Below are 23,676 nucleotides of genomic sequence, written 5' to 3'. Positions count from 1 at the left end.
TATTTAAGCTCATAGAATCACCATGTAATCGTAATTGCGACCGTATCTTTATAAAGGCCTGCTGATCGTGGTTGATTGTTATTATTCAAGTCTGCAACAGCATAAACTGCAAAACCCAGTACGGTGTCCAAAGCAGTTGTTGCCGTGAGTGGATAAGTGTCTCCACTTGTATATTCACGCTGAGAATTACTGTCTTGATAAAGCTGATAAGACACAAACTCATTCTGCTGGGCATGTTTCATCCGTCGAAAGTTATTTGAAAAGTGATCACCACCATTCAACATTACCTTTACCGGTAGCCGTGCAGTACATTGGATATTCCAACTTTGTGTCGTATTGATCACTGATCCACTCAACTTTCCCTGCGTCACAACAGGATGACGACCAAAATCAAGTTGTTGTTCAACACTGCTTAACCCACATCCATTAGCAATGGTTGCTTGGACTGTAAAAGTTGCATCTGTTGCAGCATATACCCACTGCACAGCCAACATCAGCAGAACACTTAAACCTATTTTTTTCATGATTTCGTTCTTTAAAATTCGATGGTAATTGGAATAGTGTCGGTATATTGTCCAAGCGAGACTGACCGACCATTATTAACAGTTTGACCCATGAGATTAAGCGTTTGCGGCTGACCATTATTGGTCAAGGTAATCGATTGATTGGGTTTGAGTGCTTCGCGAGCAGTTCCATATAAGATGTTGTAGGCAAGGAAATCTGTGCCATTACTGATTGCACGAAAATAATTTGCACCAAAAGGTGCTGGTACCTTGCTGTCATTTTGCCCCGCACCAAAGGTCACTTTTATTGGGGCATTGCCAGGGCATTGAATGGTCAAACCTGATGTAGAACCCTGACTTAAACTGGTCTCTATCACCTGATTAAATGCAGCTGTGGTTTCTCCGAAATCCAGCTGTCCAAAATTCAGACCATTTGTTCCATTACTGACAGATTGATTATTAATTTCACATGAGGGTTCTAATTCAATCTGCAAATTTAATTTGGCTGCTAACTGTGCAGCACTGGTGAATGACGAAATAAGGCCACAAACCAACAATCCCACGCATTGTTTAAGTAACAGGTGCATACGTTCCTCCTTAAAACAGGTTTGTTCAACAACAAACCTGTTCACTGTTACGTATACCAATTAGAAATTAACAGTCACCAATAAAGTGTCTGTATAATCACCCTGTGCTTTTGCAGTGCCGCTATTTGCAGCAACAGCACCAAAGATTGGAACTTCTTGAGATACACCTGACGCTGCAGTGAAAGTCTGAGGCGTATTGATTGCATAAAGATTGGTACGAGCAGCATCACGATAAACGTTATAGCTGACTACATCTGCAGCAGTTGTATGTTTAAGACTACGATCAGCGCGTTGACCACCATCAATGGCAACAGTAAAGTTAACATCTGTTGTACCATCACATTTCACATTGAGATGGCTGCCCGTACCAGATGAAGCAACTTGTGCAGTAAGGGTATTGGTCCAAGTGCCAGAAGTTTTACCAAAATTCAATTCACCAAATTTGTTGATATTGCCATTCACAGTAGAACCTTCAACAGTACAGCCTGTTGAAACATTCAGTTTTACATCAACCTGACCCGTCACTGCTGCTTGTGTAGTCGCGATATACCCTGTACCCAATAAAATAGTAAGGGTTAGTTTTGTAAAAATATTCATATTAAATCCCATGATATGTATTATTTATTAACTTTTACACAAGAAGTGTGAAAGCATCTACATAATTGCATGTGACAAATATGCGTTCAATAAATACACTAAAAAACACCATCGATTAAATATAAGTTTTTATATTTTAAAATAAATTTTCAAATCAATATGAATTAAATTACACCAAAGATTTAAACATATAAAAAACACTAAAATAATTAAAATTATTATAGATATACGCTTATATCTAATTAGCTACAAAACTAAGATTTATAAACAAAATAAGCAAAAAAACCCATTCAATTTTTAGGGGGAGAATGGGCGACGATATGGCATTATAAAATGCTGATCGAAAACTTTTAATTGACAAAAAGATAAAATTCGTCAATTTAAATTTCAATAATTCAGCTTAAAAATAATTTTATAAAAATTCATCTCCTTCTTGTTCTTCCAATACATTTTGTTCTTCCACTCTCAGCGAAATATGCAAACCTAATGTAGCAACAGCATTATAAATAAAATCACTTTCCATAATATCTAAGTAAAAATGACTTTCCCTGCTCACTTCCTCATAAAGCCATGTGAGGTCATGTCTATTATCTTTCATACAACTCTGTTTAAAATCACCCAACTCACAATCAATCTCTTTTCTCAGCATTCGAATAAAATGCTGACGAGATGCCTGATTATTTACTGCATAAAAAAAATGAGAGTTTTCACCCATTCCTTTATGAAAAATCATTTCATAGATCTTTATCATACACACCCACTATTTATGAGTAGCGTTGTTTATCGCTCAATAGGTTGATGAAAAATTTTCCATTTCAAATTTGAGGGTATTATTTATCACCAAACTTACAATATTTCAAAGTTAAGTATTTAATTTCACTGAATTAAATACACAACAAATATAAAGCAAGTGTATAATTATTATGAAATTATTTACTACCAACAATCTATTGATCGTCGGTATTTTGAGTCAATATCTATCCTATTTCATCAAAATAAAAATATGTTATTCTATGAAAAAAAATAAAACCAATTGTAAATTAAATAAAATAAACCTTTATTTATCTATATTCCAGATAAACCAAAATAAAAATACAAAGCAATATATTAAATTTATATTTTTTGAGAACCTAATCATATAAAATAAAACGCCAATAGCCCAAAAAAATAAATCACAATTAAAAGCAAAAATATAATAATTATTATGTGATGATTATTATTAAACACAATTAACAACAAAAAATCAAGATAAAATTATTCAAAAAAAATCATAAAAAAATAAAATAAATATTCACCAGATTAATCCTATTATTTAAAGCACCAAATACTCACATAGAATAACTAAAAAACACAAAGCAAGCTTCAACTTTATCTTTAAAAATTAAATATCAATATCAGCTAGAGTTCTATTTTAATTAAAAATTTGATAAAATCAGGTTTTAAACCACCCTCTTAAATATTTAACAATGAGATTGAAGAATGGAACAATCGTACTATTTTATATTTAAAAATCACATAAAAATATTTTAATAATTCACAGATATTATTGATGAATTAATACAAACAGATCATAAAGTTGAACTTGAGATAACAAGTTGGACAGAAGCTTTTATTTTCAAAAAAGATGAAATCGAAATTTATTTTCAAAATTTTTATGCTGATAATTCTTGGTTTTCATTTGAATAATATACATTTGAGAAGCAAAATAATCTGATTTAAAGAAATTAAAAAACTTAATGGATCAGTTAAGCGCATATTCTTTTTAAACCCAACGATGAGTCTGGAATATTTTTAAACGAAATCTCAGAGCTATAAAAGATCAAATCATTTTACGAAGATTGTTAATCAGTCATTTGTAAGCTGCGTGTAAATTATCCATCAATTTGATTTCCAAACGCTCTCATCAGGACGTACCCCTCGCCCAACATAAGCAAGAATAAAGCATCGCCTATGCAAAAGTACTTAAACTTTGAATGTAAGGGGTGGCATTACAAGCATTTTTATCATCAAATAATTTTTTCTATACAGTTGATTTAATTAAAAATATTAATTAATCAAAATGATATTGATGTGTTTGAGTTTTTTGACAGGTTGACGATAGTACATTGATTACCATCAATTGAAATTCACCAACAGCAGGGATATCAATCAAGATCATCTTCTGAACGATTCAGATCAAGCGAGAGAGCTTATTGATCTCTCTGATGATCCTATGTAATTGATTTTATCAATAAATTTAAAGTAAGGCCGAGATTCGCCCCTTACTTTAGTAATTCAAATTCACGACAAGTAACGCCAACGCTGCTGGAATCGCTTGTATATAAATAATTTTCTTACTTGCAGTTAGGCCGCCATAAATCCCAGCAACCAATACACAGCCTAAAAAGAAATTCGCCAGTGGCAAGGCATAGATTGCAGGTGCAGATAAAGCCCAAAATAAACCTGCTGCTAAAAAGCCATTATATAAGCCTTGATTTTGTGCCATGACTTTGGTGAGCTGTGCTTTTTCAGGCGTATTCCCAAATGCTTTTAAACCGTAGGGTTTATCCCATAAGAACATCTCTAAAACTAAAATATACACATGTAGCAGTGCAATTAAGGCAATTAAAATTTGTCCAATCATCGTATTTTTCCTTATTTTTAAAAACGCTGATAGATCAGTCTTGCAACTGATCTATGTCAAATACATTTATGGTTTTAATAACACTTTGCCTTGGCGTGCACCTTGGGTTGCTTTGGTAGCGGCTTGTTGAATTTGATCAAAACTAAATACCCCTTCAACAGGCAATATTAATTTTTTCTGAGCAGCTAAAGTCACCAATTCTACAATTAACTCTTTTTTGCGTTCCGCAGACAATTGCTTATTGACCACACTTGCCCAGAAGCCTTTGACTGTCGCTTGTTTAAAAATAAGATCACCTGATGAAATTTGCATCAGTTCACCCGTCATACTACCAAATGAAACCAAGACACTATTTTCACTGAGTAAAGCCAACATTTCACCACTGGCTTTACCACCAATCGAATCTACCCCAGCGATTAAAGGTTGATCTGCATGTATCGCTTTTACTTGATCTTTCCAATCCGCTTGATCAGTCGCCACTACATTTTGAATACCTAAACCATTCATTTCTGCAATCGCATCACTACGGCGAACCAAATGAATGACTTTTTGACCACGGGCGTTTGCAATCATCGCAACAGTTTTACCCACAGCGCCATTGGCTGTGTTTTGGATAAGCCACTGATCTTGTTTTAAATCAATAAAATCTAACAACATCAGTGCACTAATTGGCATACCAATCAATTGTGCAGCGGTTTCATCATCTATTGCATCAATTAAAGGCACAACACCATGCGCAGGCGCAATAAAGTATTCCGCCCAACTGCCGTGAACTGCGGCAACTGCAATACGTTGCCCGACAGACACTGCATCGACACCCTCACCGACTGCATCAATCACACCAACCGCTTCGCTTCCCCCAATTGCAGGAAGTGTCGGCTTATAGCCATAACTTCCTCTCACCGTCCAGACGTCATGGTTATGCATTGGAGATAAAATCATTTTAATACGAACTTCGCCCGCTTTAGGCTCTGGCTTTGGCATTTCTGCTGCTGCTAATACGTCGACAGGTTCGCCAAAAACTTGATGAATAATACTTTTCATTTGTTATTCCTATATAGGTTTTAGTAATTGCTGTGTGGTTTCTAAAGCCAGATAAAGTGGCTGTTTGTTCTGTGCTAGTTTCGCCAATAAAGCTGCGCCTAACCAGAGTTGATACATGGTTTGTGCCATTTTCTCAGGCTCTATATGTTGTGGAATTGAGCTATCCTGCTGTCCTTCGCTGAGTAAATTTGCAATGCGTTCTGTCAGCTTTGTCACACCAAAATTTAAAATCTGACGCATATCTTCGGATAAGTCAGAGACCTCTGCTGCAAGTTTTACAATCAGACAATTCTCAGCCCAACCACCATCGTTATGGCATGGATCATCAATCCATGCTTGCCAAAGCGCAACTAAACGCGCATAAGCACTCCGCTCTTCTTGTAAAATCAATTGATCGATTTTCACTTTATAATCAGCAAGATATTGCTGTAAAAGTGCACAACCAAATGCTTCTTTGGAAGCAAAGTAATAATAGAACGAACCTTTGGGTACACCACAAGTCGTTAAAATTTCCTGTAAGCCGACTCCAACAAAACCTTTATGTAATACCAGCTTAAAACTGGTATTTAAAATATGTTGACGAGTCGCTTCACTTTTATCTGATCTTTTCATGTACACACTATAAATTAATAATAGACCAGTCGTCTATAAATTTATAAAAAAATTAATTCAGAAAATTTGCTGCAGTTTTAAGTGCTTTTTAGCGCTAGAATGAGAGATTGTTGGATAAAGCTGAATACATTTAATTCAAAAACATTAATTTAGATGGGATAAGACTAAGCCGTGTTTTATACAAAATAAACTGAGCTTTAAAAACCTATAAGTTGTTGAAAAACAATACCGCACTGCTGTAGGTCTAAGAAAAAGCTAATATTTTTATATTTTCTGATCATTTGATAACAACTTCTGCTGAATGTATTGAGCCAATCAGTCTCCAAATGAATTAAATAGGCGCTCCTGAGCAGATGACCTATTTAATTCTAATCACACGTTTAGATTAAAAATTATAACTTGCCATAATGTTTAAACGGTTATCTTCACCCTTTTTGCCATTAAAGGTTTCGCGTTCACCATATACATATTCAATTCCTAAAGTAACGGGTGTATAGGGCTTATACATCGTGTTTATCCATCCTTGCCATAAAGATTTATTCTGAGTTGAATTTTCGTAGTTTAAACGTGCAAACTCATTATTATCTTTTGCAAGCATGTAACCATAACCAATCGTAGAACGCAGTCGTGGGGTAAAGGTATGCGTTAGACCAAAGGTAATGCTATCAAATTCATTACTATGCATTTTTTGATTGCCAGCGATGGCATAACTATTATTTGACCAAAGTACATAACGTCCATCACCTTTTACATGGTAATAGTCACCCTTCAACATATTTTTCTCAGTAAACTGATATTGAACACCTAATCCAAGCCCCCAAGCCATATTGTCATCGGCATTGGTTTTCTTCTCTGCAACAAAAGTTCTCGCTGAAATTAACCCAGCTTTATCTGCAAACTGATGGTTTATACGAGCAACCAATGCAGGTAAACGAATTTTAGATCCTGGCTCGGTATGTCCCATATATTTTTGATCCTCGATACTGACGGCATAGGTCGTCTCTGTACCTAAACGATCACTATAACGAAGCAATGGTGTTCGTAATAACGCTCCACCCTCATAACCCAGTGCATCCACTGTTTCAGGCATAAATTCTATGGGTGAAACAAAGGTTGACCATGCTTGCCCAATTAACCATTTGTCAAAAGTTAAATAAGCATGGCGAATACGAAACTGATCCCGAGTCGCACCACCGACAAAATCCATTTCAATTTTACCGCCCACCGCGCCTATGTCTGTTGGTGTTTTAAAATCTAAACCAATCCGAGTTACACTCGGTGTTGATTTAAAGCGATTTTCTTGTTGACGAGCTTCTGGTGTATTTTCAATTGGTACAACATTGATATTATTAAACATCGTATCTGAACCAGCCGATTGATAGGTTGCATCCAAACGAATCAAACCATATAAATTGAGTTCAGTTCCTGATTTTAAAAGATTGATTTTGCTTGGCAATATTGCTTTATCAATATTCGATTGTGGCTCAATATTGGCAGGATTTTTTTCACTATTTTGTCCCTCCTTGCTATTACTGGTTGTCGCATACGCTGGCGATAACATTAATATTGCGCTACTTGTCCATAGCAGATTTTTAATGAAGAAATATATTGTTTTCATAAGAATTCCCTTCTTGATTTATTCATAAATTTGATCAACTTAAACATCTTTAAGACATTGAAATTATTTCAAATTTATATTTTTTTATGCGTAGCTGCACTTTGGCTGGCAGCGGTGGGTAAATTGCCAAACTTCCAAAAAACGAGGATTGCAATTAATGCCAAAATTACAGGTATGGTCACTGTTAAAAACAGATTTGGCGTTGACCAATTGAGACGAATCAATTCGGCACCCAATACAGGACCTAAAATTGACCCTAGCCGCCCAACACCCAATGCCCAACCAATTCCTGTTGAACGGACTGAAGTTGGGTAAAACACTGCACCTAATGCATTCAATGCAGTTTGTGCTCCGAGTACACAGAAACCTGCTGCTCCTATCACTAAAAATGCCATAGACAGTGTTGTCGCTGATTGCCCAATCATGGCAATGGCTATCGCAGCACCGATAAAGGTCAAACTCAATGTCCAACCAAAACCACGACGATCAACAAACCAACCTAAAATCAAATTGCCCAGTAGACCTCCTATCCAAAATACAGCCCCTGCCAACACTGCTTTTGAACCCGCATGACCCGCTTCAGTCATCAGCACAGGGAGCCAATTTGCCAAGAAGTAAGCAGCTAATAAATTCATAAAATTGACCACCCATAGCATGAGTGTCCCAAGTGCTAAATTGTCCTTAAATAGTTGCGCAATAGGTGCACCCTCTTTCGCCGATTCCCTCACAACAAATTTGCTCTCAGTACCAGCGGGTTCAACATAGCCCAAACGAGTCGCCCAAGTTTTTAACACATCAGGTTTACGATTTTTCAAGGTTAAAAAAGGCAATGATTCTGGCAGCTTAAACAACATAACCACGGCGAGGATCAATGGAGCAATTGCGCCTGTTAAAAAGATCGAATGCCACCCCCAAATTGGAATAATGGCAGCAGCCAGTACGCCACCCAAAACACCGCCAAGAATAAAACCTGAAGAAATAATCATCATCAGGGTGACACGGAAACGAGTTGGGCTATATTCTCCAGCTAAAGTGACACAATTCGGAATGATCGCCCCCATACAAATCCCCGTTATAAAGCGGTAACTCACCAATGCTTGAACGGACTCAGCCATCATGGTGACTGCCATACATACAGATAAGGCAAACATGGCGCCAATTAATACAGGTCGACGCCCGAACTTATCGGCAAAAGGGGCAAGAAATAATGCACCAAATGCCATCCCAATCAGTCCAGCACCAAAAACTGAACCTAAATCTGCTTTTGCAATTCCCCAATCTTGGATAATTGCAGGGGCAACATAACCCATTGCTTGAACATCAAAGCCATCAACGACCATACATAAAGCGCATAACAGCAACACCCATATCTGATGCTTGGTCAGCTTACTTTGGTCTATTAAGTCCGTTATATTGATGATATTCATCTATCTCTCCTTGTATTTTTTATCGTTATTGCATGCTGTCTTCCCAGACGTGCTATCTAAAATCAGAGCAAAACCTCTCTCAAAACTTTATAAAAAATAAAGTTCATTGTGGTTGCAAAATTTGTGGTTGTTCTTGCTTTAAATACGACATTAAATATTATTAAAATCGTATACTTTTAGTATTGTTCTACAAACTATTCCTCTGAAGCTTCAATAATTTTTTCTGCCAATAACACTGGATTGGTAAAAATGACTTCGTGACTACCAGACATTTCAACCAATTTAAATGTACCTAGGCGGCTTGATGTTTGTGGATGCCAAAAACCTGTTGGCATCGTTAAATCATCAAGACAATTTAAAAAACTCTTTGGAATATCTAATGTGTAGAATTTTTTTAAATCTAATTGGTCTAAAAAAGGTTGATAGGGTTCAGGATTCAATTTCTTATAGGTTCTTTCTGCCATCTCCTCATCTGCATCATTGATAAAAGTTGCTTTCCACACATCTAAAGGCAACATAATACTTTGATGATTAGATACTTGTGCTAACACACTAAACATCTTCCCATAATCATTTGGTAAATACTCGACCATACTTTCACCATCGTTCAGTACAAAGGCATTCCAGTAAATTAAACGCTGGATTCGATCCGAAATATCTTCAGCCACTTTAGAAATAATCGATCCAGCATAACTATGCCCAAGTAAAATAATATTATTTAAATTATGCTCGATAATATAATCCACAATTGATTGCGTACTTTGAGCATGATTCACATTACGATCTACGTTTGGACCATGACCTGCTGTTGTCGGTGTATGAACAGTATGACCTTTCTCTCTTAACTCCTTTGCAACCTCTTGCCATGAATCACCATCATGCCAACCTCCATGTATCAATACAAATGTATACATTTTTGTATTCCTCATATTTTAAAATTAAATATCCATATTAAAACTCTCACACAACGCTTTTTTCAGTATTGGCTTATATTCAATGACCCGCCAATAAAGCACCTGCATTTGGAACAACAGGCACAATGCCTAATTCATCCATCATTTTTCGTACTGTACATACAGCAGTTGATAGGGTTGGTATCCCTAACATGTCTTCAATTTTCTGAATCACAGCTAAGGATGGCATTTGTACACATGCCGAAGCGATCACCACATCAGCACCTTGTGTATTTAAATGCTTAACATCTTCTAATAACAACATCGGATCACGTCGCCCCACCTCCAAATTATCTGGGATCTCAAAGCAAATAGAATCAATCACTTCAATTCCTTCATGCTCGATATATTGCACCACCAGATCAGTTAAAGGTCGCATATAAGGTGCCATTAATGACACTTTCTTTGCGCCCAATTTTTTTAAACCATCGACCAATGCTCCAGCCGAAGTCATTACTGGGGCTAAACAATGGTTTGCCCGAACAACTTCCGTTAAGGCTTTTTCAGTTTCCCGATGGTAGCCTGCACCCATTGCCATAATGGCCACCAAACATGCTGTACTCATCACATCCACACGCGCATCTGCAAGCTCTGCGGCACAACGTAAACTTTCTGCATTCATTACAAGCAGTTCTTCTTTAGTCACTCGGTGCATCCGCATACGGCTGGAGTGAAAAGTAAATTGTTCATCTGGATAGAGTTCTTCTCTCATACGGAACATCGCTGGAATTTCAGTTTCCATCGTGGTATTCGAACTAGGGACGATTTGTCCTATCCGATAATTTGTCTTGCTCATTTCTAAATCCTTTTATCAATCATTAAAATCTGGATGCAGACGCTCGTATGCTGCAATAAACTGTGGATCGCGTTGCTTTAAATCCTGATGGCTGACTTTGCCTGTACGGCGCATATAGTCATAGGTAAAACTGATCGGATCTAAATCTAACCGAGTCGCAACATTTTCATACCAGTCAAGACTTTTAGCTGCGGCTGTCTGAAACGAGGAAGAGGCATGACGACGTTGCTGTTCAAACAGTTGAAAAGCTAAGGCAAGATCATCTGGAGCCTTGACGATCGCTTCATGTAATGCAATTGCATCTTGCATCGCCATACGTGTGCCAGATCCCAAAGAAAAATGAACAGTTCTTAACGCATCGCCAAGCAATACAATATTTTTATATGTCCAACACTGATTCTTAACAATATTGGCTTCAAACCATAAGGAACGGTTCGTAAGTAATTCATTGCCGCCTAAATCACGCGCAAAAACTTTGGCACAGAAATCTCGACTTTCATCTTCATTCATTTGGTCCAAACCGCAGGCTTTCCATGTTTCTGGGTCAACTTCAACCAAGAACGTACTCAGTTCTGAACTATATTGATAAGCATGCGCAATAAAGACACCAGCATCATGATATGGACGGAAAATCAGCGATACGGGATGGAAACGTTGCCGAGTGCCATACCAGACAAATTTATTACGACGTTGTTCAAATTGTGGCAGAAAGTGGGCTTGATATTGTTTACGAATCGCACTATTGCCACCATCAGCTGCAACCACGAGATCAACCTGTTGAGATAAAGTTTCGATATCTAGCATTTGATGTTCATACTGAATCTCAATACCAATCGCTTCACATGCAGCATTCAATGTATTTAACATATCAATTCGTGAAGTACGGGAAAAATGATTGCCATGCACCTGTACTCGGCTGTCTTGGTGTACGATTTCCATATAGTCACAGCATTCATGATGATCGGTGAATTCTTTAAAAAATTCCGGATCAGCGTCTTCTAAAAAGGCCAAGCCAATATCAGAAAACACCACGCCCCAACCATAAGTTGCACCACGGCGGTTTTGCTCATAGACGGTAATTTCATGCTGAGGATTATTCTTTTTAGCCAATAATGAGAAATATAATCCCGCTGGGCCAGCTCCGATCACTGCAATTTTCATAACTGGATTTCCTACGCCAAATTTTGTAATAAACACTGACTTTGATAATGTTCTAAAGCCAAACGAAATGTAGATGGGATATCAATCGAACGCCGCTCATCAACAGCAATACAGACAGGTGTAAGTTTTGAAATAAAAATTATCTTTTGATCTAAAGTCCGCCCTGTAATATTCAAAACATAAGTACGACTATGAATCTCTTCCACCATAACGGTCAGATCAAAGATTTCATCTGGTTTTAATGAACGCTTAAAATCAAAGCTCAATCCTCGAGTCGGGGTTCCAAAACCATGTGCTGACTTTGCCTTTTGTGAGTATTCACCCAGTAAAATTTCATAAAACCATTCCGCAGCCGAAACCACATAGTCTGAAAACACACCTGTAAAGACCACACCTGCTGGATCACATTCCAACCACCGTACACGGCGACGAATCACCACTGGCAGCGTACTGACCACCTGTTCATTACATTGCATCATAGGCACCTCTCGCTCTGGCCTGCTCTTCATGTAATTTTTCGGTGATGATCCGTTTTAGTTCAGGTTTATTCAGCTTACCAACATTGGTCAGAGGAAATTCAGCTATGATTTCAATACGCTCAGGGCACTTATATTTGGCAAGCCCCTGATCAATCAGAAATGCTGCCAACGCTGCCACGTTTGGCACAGTACAATTGAGATTCGCAATAATAAAAATGCAACCCTTTTCACCATATATTGGATCAGGCATTGCCACTAATTTAGCGTCGGCAACTGATGGGTGTTTACAGATGAATGCCTCTACCTCTTCACAGCCAATCTTTTCACCACCTCGATTGACGTTGTCACGTAACCGACCTTCAAAGGTATAACAAATGACACCACCCTCTATTTGATGCGCAGTCATCATGTCACCGGTACGATAAAAACCTGCTTGGGTAAAAGCACTGGCATTAATATCAGCTGCATTGTAAAAACCAGGTAATGTGGCAGGTCCTTTAAAACATAATTCGCCCATTTCACCCAATTTGACTTGTTGCTCTGATTCAGGATCGAGCAGACAAAATTCATCCTCAGGGCAACCCGAAACACCTTGGGAATGATGTCTTTGAAATATAGGCGCCTCAGCACCCGAGCCCAATAACAAGCCTTCAGTAATGCCATATAAATTGGAACACGGCACCCCTAAATGCTGCTCTAACATATCGGCACGGCACATGGTACAAAACAGTTTTAAAGAAGATAAATCATGTTGTTGAATGGCTTGATATGCCATCAGCTGCGGTGCAATTGGACCAATCGACAGTGCATGGGTAACTTTATGTATTTCAATCAATTGCAACATACGTTTAATATCAACCTTTGGCATAATGACTGCGGAGATACCAAAGCTAATCACCGACACCAAGGCATAAATTGTTCCAGCATTATGTACAATCGGTAAAGACCAAATCACCCTACTGTCTGTATCAATGCCATAGGTTCGCATCCAACCTAGACTATGGCCCTGATATTCAGCATGAAAACGTGGAATAATTTTTGGAATGCCTGTTGTACCGCCTGATAACTGAAAACTGAGTACATCTTCTGCACCCAGCAGCACATCTTGCATCTTTAGTTTTGCTGTTTCTAAATCAATTGTGGCAATCAGATCATTGAGATGAGTCAAACCCTCGTCTTGTCCACGAATCACAATCAACTTTTCAAGACTTTCCGATTGCTCCAGCATCGATTGGGCAAATGCCACCAAATCAAAATTAGGACTAAAGTCAGCTTGTACAAAGTAAGCCTTTGCCGCACTTTTCTCTACCAATTGTCGAATTTCAACTTCACGATGCTGAGGTAAAGAGCACACGGGGATAATGCCTGCTTTAAAACAGGCGACTAAAACCAGAATGGTCTCAATATTCGTCCCCAGCTGAAAAATTGCTCGATCACCTGTTTCCAAGCCATGATTGAGTAATGCTGCGCCCAATCTTTCTGTCAGATGATCCAGTTCCTGAAAAGTTAAATTGCGCTCATCACTGATAAAGGCCAATTTATCAGGATAACGTTGTGCAATTTTCCTTAGTGAATTTCCAAGCGTGTCATTAATCCACGCACCACTTTCAATCCATTTTTTAGCATTTTCAGCTGGATGATAAATAACACCTTTTATTGGGTTGAGTATCCTACTCATCTTGTTCTCCCTATTTTTTATGCGATCTTTTCCTGATCTAAACAGTTAACTCACAATTTGAATGACTCCATGGCTGGCACTAAACGGACTTGATCTCGATCATAACTTTCGATACGACCATGGATACCACCTGTAAATAGCCCCCACCAAACAGCGGGTTTTAATCCCAACGCTTTGCGGCGAAACTCAATAGGCGCATTGGATCGAATAATGTGATAGACAGGATGATCTGAGCTGACGGTACAACCTGCTTGCGTTTCAGCACTGCGTACCAAGGCAGAAAACTCCTCAACTTTTGGTACATAAATCTCAAGCTTTGCTTGAGGTACCTGTTCAATAAACATGGCCTTTTTATGCCATATCTGATCAATCTCAGTGATACGTTGTCCACACAACTTGGCTTCTTCTTCCGCAGCAATTGCGGCTGCTAAAGTCAGTGCAGCATCATCAGCATCCACTTGAACCAGTGGTCTTAATTTACGCGTAAACTCAATGAAGTAACCATTTGGATCACGCACATAAATTGATTCAATCACTTCATGCGTGGTTTCAGCAGAAACCGTTAAACCTTTAGATTCCAGATGTTGTTTCCATGCTTTTAATTCATCGGGGTTTTCTACTAACCAAGCCGTATGCGTTGCATCAAACGCATGATCTTCGGGTAATGGCGCAGCATTGTCTCTGCCCTGCATTTGTTCTGGTGCATCACTACCGAGATAGTAGAAAAATGCAATCGTGCTGCCATGACCACTATCAAAGAAAAAGTGTAAAAAATCTGGATGTGTAGCAGGTCCCCAGCCTCGGGCTGAAATCACATGAATGAGGGGCAAGCCTAGAATATCTCGATAAAACTCGACCGTTTCTTTTAACTTCCATGTCGGTCTAGCAGTATGGTCTACACCACAAAGCACCAATTTTGATGGAGAAGCGGTTTTCATCATAAAACTCCTCAACTTGTCTCGTTGAATATCAATTTGGAAAAGTACGCTTAAGCCAAACAGCAATCTGCCGTCCTGCCTCCAAACGCCCAGGTTCATCTTCGGGATTTAAGGCACGACCGTGATGATCTCCTGCAATACATAAATGTTGTTTATCTTGCGTCGGTAGGGCTTGAAAAACGTGCTGAACTTCTTCGGGAAAGCTAGCTTGATCACCTGTATATTCAATCACCAAAATCGGTTGATGCAGGGATGAAATGGTTTTTTCTAAGGTTGCATTGGAAGATAAACCTGACCATGTAGACAGCCAGCTTTCAGGGGTACATTGCCGAGCAAAACCCACTGCACCATAATTTGAGGTAAATGGATCACTTCCCCACAAAGACCCAAATTTACGCAGAGAGGGATCAAGTGACAGATCAAAGCAACGTAAATCGGCATCTGTACGCCACACATTAAAAATCGGAGTATGTGCAGCTAAACGGCGGTCTTCTATGGTTGCTGATGTTCCTGCTATTTTGACTCGCTTACGGGCTTCAAGTCGGCGGTTAATTAATTCATGAGCATACACATCTAAACGGGCGACTCGTGCTTTTTGTGCAGCACGATAGCGCGCAATAAATTCAGCACGATAATGGGTATTTTGTTTTCCTTTATAACCATTCTCTGGATTAAGCGGGTCCAAAGATGGATCGACAAGCAAAGCATTGTTTTCATCAATAACCGATGGATCAATACAATTTAAAAGTAATGCGCCTTGACCTGGATGAGGGCCGACAAAAATTAAACCATCTACTTTCGGCATATCGAGTTGTTCAAGTTTTGTAGGTCTCCCTCCCGGCGTATGCTTAATTCTTTGTTCTGGGGACAAACTAGACTGTTGAACATAAAAAGAAAATAGCCCCACACCTCCAGAGTTTCCTAACAAGACAATTCGCTTAAACCCTTGTTCCTTTAAAAAATGCAATCCAGCAGCGACATCGTGTAATGCCAATTCATGTTCAAGGCGTAAATCATTGCCAACAGAGCGTGGAAACTGCGACCATGCAGCATAACCCGCCGCAACAACATCAGGGATTAAATAGTGACACGCCATAAATTCACGTGGATGCATAATACAAACAACCGTATCAGTTCCTTGTGCTGGCATATATAACGAACCACCTGTAGCGGCTTGGTCTGCTGTGCGCAATACCACATTACGCGTCAATGTATCCGTAGGGATATCTCTTGGATTCCAATCTGTATTTAAAAATCCAGCAATCGCTTGCACGGTTTTTTTTGTTGAATTCATCATGAATCGCTTACCTACATTCCTGTATTGATTTAATCTAGAACAAACTGACACATATGTCAAATATTTTACATAATAGTAAAATAAATAAAAGCATCACAAGAACAAGCATTAAATTGATAAAAAAAATAGAAAAATAAAATAGTAAAAACAATAGATTATAATTTTTATAAAAATATTAGACGTCTATTTTATTACTGTAAAATTTTTTACATATCTGTAAATTTATAAAAAATAAAATTATAAAATGGATAAATTTAAAAAATTCTTAAGTTTTTATATCTAAGAGAGATAGATTTTGTTGAGGCAATATTTTCTTAGATCTATCAGTATTTATTGCAAGAAATCATTTAAGCCTGAATGCTTTCTTTCATAGAAGCGAGTTTTGTTTTTGAATTTTTTTAAATTTGTTTTGTGAAGCTCAATTATATGGGCTCGATAAAACACACAGAATTATAGGTAAAATGAGCGCTATCTAAGGTCTATACAACCTAGAAAAACCGACAAATCACCGACTTCTGCAGTTTTGAATATGAACCGTATCTTTTTATTCTATAAAGTAAAAATTATATAGTGAAATCAATATCTTACCAAATTTTCATCAAGATTAATGTTCTATATTTATGGCAATTGGCTCTCTAAAATATCTAATTGATCTCTAAGAATTTGCAAACTCTCTCGTGGAGAAGTCGAACGAAATTCTGATTGTTGTTGTTTTAACACTGAACGAAGTGCCAATTCTGCAATTTGCTGTGCGATTTGACTGGCTTCTTGAGCATCGCCTTCAAACCACCATGCCGTCCAATTACACATACCAATCATTGAAAAAGCAGCCATATGAGCATTTGCTACTTGGAAAACACCCGCATTTACCCCCATTTTAATCACATGTACAAAATTTGATAGCACTGATTTTCTTGAAATCTCAGCAGTCGCTCTACCCTTTTCAGATAAACTACTCTCACTACGTTCTACCACTCTAAACTGTATAGGATGGGTGAGTATTAACATCGCATGTTTGATAATAAGCTCTCGAAGTAATTCTTCTGGTGCGAGATCATTCCGATCTAAGATATTCTTGGTTAGATTACTTGCTTCACGCGTAATTTCATCCGTCAGTGCTTCTAGAATTGATTCTTTATTTGGAAAATAGTAATAAATTGCAGGACGTGTAACAGCTAATAATTCAGCAATATCATGCATACTGGTACCACCGAATCCTTTTTCGATAAACAACTTAGATGCTGCTTTTAAAATAGATTCTCTTTGCATTTCATTACGCCCATTATGACGGCTCTTCATCGGTTTTGGCTTATCGAACATAAAACTACATGAAACCTGATCAATTATTAGAATTGTAGTTTACTTATATTTCGTTATTTGTGTTAATTTTTACTTTAAGCATAAAAGGCCTAACCCTAGCACTCGCCAAAGGTGTAGGCATTGCGCTTATCTCTTCAATTGTATTCGCTCTTTAAAGTACAAAACGATAGTCAACAACTAAGAAAATTCATCCAGCAAAAATCTAAAATAACGCTAAACGAACATTAAAATAAGTTTTAATAATTGTGTCTCTTCCTGAAAATGGCTGAAAATATCAGCCATCCTTCGATTTATTTAAAACTTTGCACGTAAGGTGAGCGTCGCATTTCGAGGATTACCAAAACGAATAGTTCCATCGCTATAAATTTGTGAATAATATTCTTTGTCAAAAATATTATTGATATTTAATGCAATATTCACTTTATCACTTAGTGGATAGCTTGCCACCAAGTTAGCAATCGTATATCCAGGCTGACTATAAGGATGTTCGCTATAACGGCCAACCTTCCAAGTGCTTTGATAATTTGCACCACCACCTAGGATTAAATTATTTGCAAACTTATAGGTCGCAAATAAACGTGCAATATGTTCAGGCGTATCCTCATTAAAAACCAAACCTTGATTTGTAGGATCGTTCGCATATTCCGTAGTATTGTATGTGTAGCCAAAACTCAAATTAAGATTGGGTATAATTTCACCACGAATCTCAGTTTCAATCCCTTTACTGATCACCTCACCTGATGCAACATTACAATAAGCCTCGCCACCGTTAAATGGGCATTGGCCTTTGGTGCTTTCATCTCGTATTGAGCGATTAATTTGATTGGTTTTAAACCCAGCAACTGATGCAATTAAACGATCATCCCAAAGTCCTGCTTTTAATCCAATTTCATAAACATTCCCCTGCACTGGATCAAGTAATGTCTCATTACGATCTTTGACATTTTGCACAACAAAAGTATCGGTATAACTCGCATATGCAGTCAATGCATCATTGATCGCATAAGTAAGCCCAAAGTATGGTGTTAAAATATTTGATTTCTTATATTCATTGACACTTTCATAATTGCTTTGGCGCACACCTGCAATAACTTTGAGCGGATCAATAATATTTAAACGAGTGGTGAGGTAGTATCCTGTCTGGCGTACCTGATCAGCGCTGGTATTTTGATAACGTGGTGCGATATAAGGTAACTGATAAGGACTGTAATTTTTAATATTGACGTATAAATAGTCACGTGTCGGTGTTTCCCCTCCACTAACCAAACTATAATCTTCTAGCACTTGGTCCCAACTTGTCCATGCCCCTGTAATATTACTTTTACTGTGATTTGCACCAAATACCAAGTCATGCTCACGACCGAATAATTGATATGTCCCTTTTGCAAAAAAATCATAAATATCTAATTTTTGCTCATAGTTATATCCGTACTTATAAACAGTTGCTAAAGCATCATCAGCACTTGTGGTTTTTGGAGCCACGCTCAATGAAGTAAATGCCATATCCATGGCATAGTTTGCCTTCATATAGCTGGCTTTTACTTCCCATCCATTAATAAATTTATGGCTTATATCTAAGAAAGCTTGCGTATTGGTTTTATCCCAAAAATCTCTGTAATCGCAACCACAATTAGAATTATCGATGCCTATTTTGGTTCCATTGAAATAGTTAGGAATTGTATTGACGGGAACTGCATGTTCACCTTGACGTGAATATCCAATATTCAATAGCGTATTTTCAGTTAAATCACTGCTCACAATTCCATACAAAACATTAGAATCACGAGTAACAGATTTCATAAATGAATCACCATCTTGACCTGCCACCACTAAACGACCACGCACGCTTCCAGATTGATTCAACGGACCAGAAACATCCATTTCTCCACGTACAGTATTCCATGAACCATAACTGACAGCGCCACTTGCCTGAAAAACTTCTGTTGGTTTTTTACGAATAAGATTAATTGCACCAGACGGGTCTCCAGAACCTTGCATTAACCCTGCTGCCCCTCGTAATACTTCAATACTTTCAATGGTTGCCATATCTGGTTTAGAGGAGGTGACATTACTTGCATTTACAGCAACACCATCATATTGCAATATATTTGAATTCCAACCATCTCCAACATTAAAGCCTCGGATAGAAAAGTTGGTCCTCTCTGTATTATCCCCTGTAAGCAAAATTCCTGTTGTATTTAAAAGTGCATCACCCAAATTTGTCGCACCCATATCTTCGATTTGTTTGCGGGTAATCACTGAAACCGATTGTGGGGTTTCTTTTATACTCAAATCGAGTTTAGTCGATGTACTGGCATTCTTTTTAGTGTAGTTATTTTCTGTATTGTTTTCTGCTGTGACAACGATCATGGGTAAAGCATGTGTTTGTTCCGTTGTTGCTTCTGTCGCAGCATAAGCTGACCCAATCCAACAACTATAAAGTGCAAGATAAATTGCACTTTTAGCAAAGATTCGATTTTGAGAAATCCATTTATTCACGAAATAAAACTCTTAATCTAAATAAAAATCATTATCGTTATATTTCACACAAAAACAACATATATCTCTATATTTCTCCATTATTTTCTACTTCAAATTCGTTTTGTTAGACAAAGCTATAAAAGGAACAGCCTCTCAATATGAAAGGCTAAAAAGAAGGTTTCTCAATGATATTACTGAATAAAATTTGATATGACCTGATGTGAATCCCTCACCTCAGCGTAAATCATGTCATCGTATTTATTTGATAATTACTCTAAAAACATGAATATAAAAAAATATTATTAATACTTTTCAAGCAAACCAATAACCCCAGTTGCGATCATATCAATCGCAATTGTGCCAATTAACAAGGCAGATAAGCGTCCAACAATATCAAAATAGCGATCAATATATTTCGCATGGCTATAACGTAAGTGGTCATGCCCATACTTCATGATCATTAAAATGCCACAGCTAATAAATAAGGTAAAAGCAATCAACACAGCGGATTCGAGTAAAGACATACTCGCTCCTGTTACGACAGCCGCACTGATTGTGCCAGGACCAATCATAAATGGCATCGCCATGGTACTGGCCAAATGCGCAGGCGTTCCTCTCATTTCTCCGATAGTATCCGCGCCTTGAAATACAAAGCGATAACCAATCACTAAGAAAATTAGTCCACCAAAAATCTGAAATGATTCAAAACGAACATTTAAGTAAGTGCTGAAAATTGCTTCACCACCCCATGCAAAAAGCATAAAAACCACATAAGCAATCAAGGCACCTTGAGCCAAACCTTTATTGAATACATGGGTTTCAGTATGGCGAATCATCCCGATCATATAGATACTCATTAAAAACGGATTGAGTAATGAGAAAAACAAAACAAATGGATGGATATAATTTGAAAACATAATGGCTTTCCATAAAACAAAATCAGGAAACAAAATCAAAAAAAGAGCTTACTTTGCTAAAATTGTACTTCTCAACAAGGGGATACTTTGTCTAACTAATCATTAAAATTGTAAATTTTATTAAGATTCAGTCACTTATTTTTACAAAAAATATAACCAGGACTTACACAAACGAGGTTCAGCAACGAGTCAAGGACTTGCATATATGAAACGAACAGAGATATTCAATAATTTTCAATGTCCATTTATAAATGGAATTTTTCTGCACAATGGAGAAATATTTGTTCTCGATTATAGAAACAAAGATAACGCAACTGTGGATATCGTAAGGAAATTAAATTTCTTTGATGATGAAGTAAAGAAAGCGGATCTTATTGATTTTGATTATATGGGGCAGATTAGTTATGCAGACTATCAGATAAGATATGGTGAGGGTAGTTTTGGTGGGGATGGTGTGGTCGGTCTGTTTTTAAAAAATGAGTTAGTGTGGTTTTTGTTTTTGGAGAATAGTAACCCTTTTTGTAAGGCGATTATTAAAGACCATATTGTTTTTGTTCAAAGTACCAATGGAGTGATATTCTCAATTCCAATCGATAATCCTCAGCTGTTGCAGGTTGTCAAAAATCCGGATTTTTTATAATTCGACTTTATAAGTATAAGTTTTATATGAAATAATTTTTTGATGTTTTTTGCTGAATTGTGAGGATCAATGCCTATTCATTGCTTTAGTCACCATCCTAATACCCTGTTTCTAATCTCAGTATTTTTTTATGATTCAATTTAGTTTTAAGCATGGTTAAAACAAAGTTAGCTAAAGGAGACACAACTGTTATTCACAAGCCTTTTGATTGATTTATATACGTTAAACTTATTACATAATTGCATCAGATCTCATACATTTTGTTCATGATTACCCAACACATAAAATTCACAAAAAAACTAAAATTATAATCAATTGATATTTATTAAAATTCTATGACATTGAAATCTTAAATGTAACCTAGCGTTATATTTTTTAATCATTTCTGCTCATGATGAATTTTTTTTGATTGTGTTTTAAAGAGGTTTTTTTAACACTGTCATTCATTAGGATTAAGCCATTTATGTATAAAAGAAAAATCAAACCACTTGAAATCGATGATGTCGAAATTATTGATTATGATAAGACTAAAAAAGCCATTAAAGCCGCAGCTTTAGGGAATGCCATCGAATGGTTTGATTTTGGTGTGTATGGCTATGTCGCTTATGTATTAGGTAAAGTCTTTTTCCCCAATTCATCACCCAGTATACAAATGATTGCGGCCCTTGCCACCTTTTCTATACCCTTTATATTTCGACCTTTGGGTGGATTATTTTTCGGGCATTTAGGCGATAAATACGGTCGTCAAAAAATTCTGGCAATCACCATTATTATCATGTCGGTCAGTACCTTTGGTATTGGTTTGATTCCATCTTATGAAAGTATAGGGATTTGGGCCCCTATTTTGCTACTCATTGTAAAAATTGCTCAAGGCTTTTCGGTCGGGGGTGAATATGCTGGAGCAGCAATATTTGTAGCGGAATATTCTCCAGATCGAAAGCGCGGTTTCATGGGAAGCTGGCTGGATTTTGGTTCGATTTTAGGTTTTGTTGTTGGAGCGGGCGTCGTTTCAATGATCAGCTTTTCCATGGGCGAAGCCGCCTTTGTCGATTGGGGCTGGCGTATTCCTTTTTATTTAGCGCTACCGCTGGGACTGATTGGCTTATATTTACGTCACTCTTTAGATGAGACACCAACCTTTCAGGCACATGCTGAAGAACAGTCACAATCGAAAAAACCGCAAAAAGTCGGTTTTAAACAAATTTTCCGTGAACATAAACGCAGTCTACTGGTCTGTGTTGGACTCGTACTATGTACCAATGTCACCTACTACATGCTACTCACCTATTTACCAAGTTATTTTTCACATAACTTAGGCTATTCAGAAAATCACGGCGTTCTAATTATTATTGCCGTAATGGTCGGAATGCTCTTTGTACAGCCGTTTGTAGGCATGCTTAGTGACAAAATTGGTCGTCGCCCATTTGTCTTTGCAGGCAGCATTGCGCTGATTGTCTTGTCATACCCTGCCTTTATATTGCTTGCCACTAATAATGTTTATTTAATTTTCTTGGGTCTGTTGATGTTGGCACTTTCACTGAATATGTTGATTGGAATAATGGCTTCTACCCTACCCGCATTGTTTCCAACTGAAATTCGTTATAGTGCACTTGCAATCGCGTTTAATATTTCTGTGGTGATTGCAGGTTTAACCCCGACCATCACAGCAACATTGGTTGAAACCACTCAAAATATTATGGTGCCTGCCTATTATTTGGTGATTTGTGGTTGCTTTGGGGTGATTACTGCAATTTATCTTAAAGAAACAGCCAACTTACCGCTTAAAGGTGCAAAACCGATGGCTGTTGACACTGAAGAAGCTGAAGAACTTCTCGAACAATATCATGGAAATATTGAGCAAAAAATCGAAAAAATTGATCAAAAAATTGAAGAGTTGCAAGAAAAGCGTGATCATCTCGCCAAGCAGCATCCTGATATTGATTAATGATCTTAAATGGGCTTATTCAATATGGTTGAGTTGGATAAGCCATTCAATGCAGCATCG

Annotated in this window: 21 protein-coding genes; 2 read left to right on the top strand and 19 right to left on the bottom strand. The window is 37.5% G+C overall.

What is annotated here, in order from left to right; genetic code table 11:
* Positions 1 to 17 precede the first annotated feature (17 nt).
* The 19 genes from ACZ5QH_RS06210 to ACZ5QH_RS06120 all read right to left on the bottom strand — a co-directional run bounded on the left by ACZ5QH_RS06210 (position 18) and on the right by ACZ5QH_RS06120 (position 21,031).
* Complete coding sequence (locus ACZ5QH_RS06210) at positions 18 to 524, bottom strand: Csu type fimbrial protein (RefSeq protein WP_275059580.1); 507 nt, start codon at positions 522 to 524, stop codon at positions 18 to 20.
* Between the two features lie 11 nt (positions 525 to 535).
* Entirely contained in the window at positions 536 to 1,090 is a 555-nt protein-coding gene (locus ACZ5QH_RS06205) for a spore coat protein U domain-containing protein (protein WP_004819809.1), read from the bottom strand.
* A gap of 60 nt (positions 1,091 to 1,150) precedes the next feature.
* The gene (locus ACZ5QH_RS06200) at positions 1,151 to 1,687 is read right to left on the bottom strand and encodes a Csu type fimbrial protein (protein ID WP_239046198.1); all 537 of its coding nucleotides are present in this window, start codon (positions 1,685 to 1,687) and stop codon (positions 1,151 to 1,153) included.
* Between the two features lie 412 nt (positions 1,688 to 2,099).
* On the bottom strand, positions 2,100 to 2,420 hold the full coding sequence (locus ACZ5QH_RS06195; protein WP_464016780.1) for a hypothetical protein: 321 nt from the start codon (positions 2,418 to 2,420) through the stop codon (positions 2,100 to 2,102).
* A 1,533-nt stretch (positions 2,421 to 3,953) separates the two neighbouring features.
* Entirely contained in the window at positions 3,954 to 4,310 is a 357-nt protein-coding gene (locus ACZ5QH_RS06190; RefSeq protein ID WP_303577287.1) for a DUF1304 domain-containing protein, read from the bottom strand.
* 66 nt (positions 4,311 to 4,376) lie between these two features.
* Positions 4,377 to 5,354: a zinc-binding dehydrogenase gene (locus ACZ5QH_RS06185; protein WP_303577288.1), complete on the bottom strand. Its 978-nt coding sequence runs from the start codon at positions 5,352 to 5,354 to the stop codon at positions 4,377 to 4,379.
* Positions 5,355 to 5,363: 9 nt separating this feature from the next.
* The gene (locus ACZ5QH_RS06180) at positions 5,364 to 5,966 is read right to left on the bottom strand and encodes a TetR/AcrR family transcriptional regulator (protein ID WP_303577289.1); all 603 of its coding nucleotides are present in this window, start codon (positions 5,964 to 5,966) and stop codon (positions 5,364 to 5,366) included.
* 385 nt (positions 5,967 to 6,351) lie between these two features.
* Complete coding sequence (locus ACZ5QH_RS06175; RefSeq protein WP_419761928.1) at positions 6,352 to 7,584, bottom strand: DcaP family trimeric outer membrane transporter; 1,233 nt, start codon at positions 7,582 to 7,584, stop codon at positions 6,352 to 6,354.
* Positions 7,585 to 7,658: 74 nt separating this feature from the next.
* Positions 7,659 to 9,011, bottom strand: a complete 1,353-nt coding sequence (locus ACZ5QH_RS06170; RefSeq protein WP_004819796.1) for an MFS transporter — start codon at positions 9,009 to 9,011, stop codon at positions 7,659 to 7,661.
* 194 nt (positions 9,012 to 9,205) lie between these two features.
* Complete coding sequence (locus ACZ5QH_RS06165) at positions 9,206 to 9,925, bottom strand: alpha/beta fold hydrolase (RefSeq protein ID WP_151957760.1); 720 nt, start codon at positions 9,923 to 9,925, stop codon at positions 9,206 to 9,208.
* Between the two features lie 79 nt (positions 9,926 to 10,004).
* Positions 10,005 to 10,760 (bottom strand): maleate cis-trans isomerase family protein, encoded by a 756-nt coding sequence (locus ACZ5QH_RS06160; RefSeq protein WP_004819792.1) that lies wholly within the window; start codon positions 10,758 to 10,760, stop codon positions 10,005 to 10,007.
* Between the two features lie 15 nt (positions 10,761 to 10,775).
* Positions 10,776 to 11,921 carry an FAD-dependent monooxygenase gene (locus ACZ5QH_RS06155; protein WP_303577290.1) on the bottom strand — a complete coding sequence of 382 codons (1,146 nt, stop codon included), beginning with the start codon at positions 11,919 to 11,921 and terminating at the stop codon, positions 10,776 to 10,778.
* An 11-nt stretch (positions 11,922 to 11,932) separates the two neighbouring features.
* Positions 11,933 to 12,400 carry an acyl-CoA thioesterase gene (locus ACZ5QH_RS06150; RefSeq protein WP_419310517.1) on the bottom strand — a complete coding sequence of 156 codons (468 nt, stop codon included), beginning with the start codon at positions 12,398 to 12,400 and terminating at the stop codon, positions 11,933 to 11,935.
* Complete coding sequence (locus ACZ5QH_RS06145) at positions 12,387 to 14,078, bottom strand: AMP-binding protein (protein ID WP_303577292.1); 1,692 nt, start codon at positions 14,076 to 14,078, stop codon at positions 12,387 to 12,389. The genes ACZ5QH_RS06150 and ACZ5QH_RS06145 overlap by 14 nt, the downstream gene beginning before the upstream one ends.
* Before the next feature lie 50 nt (positions 14,079 to 14,128).
* The gene (locus tag ACZ5QH_RS06140; protein ID WP_303577293.1) at positions 14,129 to 15,016 is read right to left on the bottom strand and encodes a VOC family protein; all 888 of its coding nucleotides are present in this window, start codon (positions 15,014 to 15,016) and stop codon (positions 14,129 to 14,131) included.
* Between the two features lie 31 nt (positions 15,017 to 15,047).
* Positions 15,048 to 16,313, bottom strand: coding sequence for an alpha/beta fold hydrolase (locus tag ACZ5QH_RS06135; RefSeq protein ID WP_303577294.1), 1,266 nt, complete (start codon positions 16,311 to 16,313; stop codon positions 15,048 to 15,050).
* A 618-nt stretch (positions 16,314 to 16,931) separates the two neighbouring features.
* The gene (locus ACZ5QH_RS06130) at positions 16,932 to 17,633 is read right to left on the bottom strand and encodes a TetR/AcrR family transcriptional regulator (RefSeq protein WP_004819783.1); all 702 of its coding nucleotides are present in this window, start codon (positions 17,631 to 17,633) and stop codon (positions 16,932 to 16,934) included.
* Positions 17,634 to 17,927: 294 nt separating this feature from the next.
* Positions 17,928 to 20,132: a TonB-dependent siderophore receptor gene (locus ACZ5QH_RS06125; protein ID WP_303577295.1), complete on the bottom strand. Its 2,205-nt coding sequence runs from the start codon at positions 20,130 to 20,132 to the stop codon at positions 17,928 to 17,930.
* Between the two features lie 284 nt (positions 20,133 to 20,416).
* Entirely contained in the window at positions 20,417 to 21,031 is a 615-nt protein-coding gene (locus ACZ5QH_RS06120; protein WP_034615920.1) for a MarC family protein, read from the bottom strand.
* 205 nt (positions 21,032 to 21,236) lie between these two features.
* Between ACZ5QH_RS06120 and ACZ5QH_RS06115 the strand changes: the two genes are divergently transcribed.
* Together ACZ5QH_RS06115 and proP are read left to right on the top strand one after the other, a co-directional pair.
* Positions 21,237 to 21,671, top strand: coding sequence for a hypothetical protein (locus ACZ5QH_RS06115; protein ID WP_051671061.1), 435 nt, complete (start codon positions 21,237 to 21,239; stop codon positions 21,669 to 21,671).
* A 463-nt stretch (positions 21,672 to 22,134) separates the two neighbouring features.
* Entirely contained in the window at positions 22,135 to 23,616 is a 1,482-nt protein-coding gene (gene proP, locus ACZ5QH_RS06110) for a glycine betaine/L-proline transporter ProP (protein ID WP_056516445.1), read from the top strand.
* The last annotated feature ends 60 nt before the right edge of the window (positions 23,617 to 23,676 follow it).

It is taken from the genome of Acinetobacter sp. Ac8 (assembly GCF_055392545.1).
This window is presented reverse-complemented; position numbering and strand designations above follow the sequence as displayed.

Bases quoted from the DNA above. Each gene is read 5' to 3' on its own strand.
- ACZ5QH_RS06210 (WP_275059580.1), bottom strand. From the start codon at position 524: ATGAAAAAAATAGGTTTAAGTGTTCTGCTGATGTTGGCTGTGCAGTGG.
- ACZ5QH_RS06205 (WP_004819809.1), bottom strand. From the start codon at position 1,090: ATGCACCTGTTACTTAAACAATGCGTGGGATTGTTGGTTTGTGGCCTT.
- ACZ5QH_RS06200 (WP_239046198.1), bottom strand. From the start codon at position 1,687: ATGAATATTTTTACAAAACTAACCCTTACTATTTTATTGGGTACAGGG.
- ACZ5QH_RS06195 (WP_464016780.1), bottom strand. From the start codon at position 2,420: ATGATTTTTCATAAAGGAATGGGTGAAAACTCTCATTTTTTTTATGCA.
- ACZ5QH_RS06190 (WP_303577287.1), bottom strand. From the start codon at position 4,310: ATGATTGGACAAATTTTAATTGCCTTAATTGCACTGCTACATGTGTAT.
- ACZ5QH_RS06185 (WP_303577288.1), bottom strand. From the start codon at position 5,354: ATGAAAAGTATTATTCATCAAGTTTTTGGCGAACCTGTCGACGTATTA.
- ACZ5QH_RS06180 (WP_303577289.1), bottom strand. From the start codon at position 5,966: ATGAAAAGATCAGATAAAAGTGAAGCGACTCGTCAACATATTTTAAAT.
- ACZ5QH_RS06175 (WP_419761928.1), bottom strand. From the start codon at position 7,584: ATGAAAACAATATATTTCTTCATTAAAAATCTGCTATGGACAAGTAGC.
- ACZ5QH_RS06170 (WP_004819796.1), bottom strand. From the start codon at position 9,011: ATGAATATCATCAATATAACGGACTTAATAGACCAAAGTAAGCTGACC.
- ACZ5QH_RS06165 (WP_151957760.1), bottom strand. From the start codon at position 9,925: ATGTATACATTTGTATTGATACATGGAGGTTGGCATGATGGTGATTCA.
- ACZ5QH_RS06160 (WP_004819792.1), bottom strand. From the start codon at position 10,760: ATGAGCAAGACAAATTATCGGATAGGACAAATCGTCCCTAGTTCGAAT.
- ACZ5QH_RS06155 (WP_303577290.1), bottom strand. From the start codon at position 11,921: ATGAAAATTGCAGTGATCGGAGCTGGCCCAGCGGGATTATATTTCTCA.
- ACZ5QH_RS06150 (WP_419310517.1), bottom strand. From the start codon at position 12,400: ATGATGCAATGTAATGAACAGGTGGTCAGTACGCTGCCAGTGGTGATT.
- ACZ5QH_RS06145 (WP_303577292.1), bottom strand. From the start codon at position 14,078: ATGAGTAGGATACTCAACCCAATAAAAGGTGTTATTTATCATCCAGCT.
- ACZ5QH_RS06140 (WP_303577293.1), bottom strand. From the start codon at position 15,016: ATGAAAACCGCTTCTCCATCAAAATTGGTGCTTTGTGGTGTAGACCAT.
- ACZ5QH_RS06135 (WP_303577294.1), bottom strand. From the start codon at position 16,313: ATGATGAATTCAACAAAAAAAACCGTGCAAGCGATTGCTGGATTTTTA.
- ACZ5QH_RS06130 (WP_004819783.1), bottom strand. From the start codon at position 17,633: ATGTTCGATAAGCCAAAACCGATGAAGAGCCGTCATAATGGGCGTAAT.
- ACZ5QH_RS06120 (WP_034615920.1), bottom strand. From the start codon at position 21,031: ATGTTTTCAAATTATATCCATCCATTTGTTTTGTTTTTCTCATTACTC.
- ACZ5QH_RS06115 (WP_051671061.1), top strand. From the start codon at position 21,237: ATGAAACGAACAGAGATATTCAATAATTTTCAATGTCCATTTATAAAT.
- proP (WP_056516445.1), top strand. From the start codon at position 22,135: ATGTATAAAAGAAAAATCAAACCACTTGAAATCGATGATGTCGAAATT.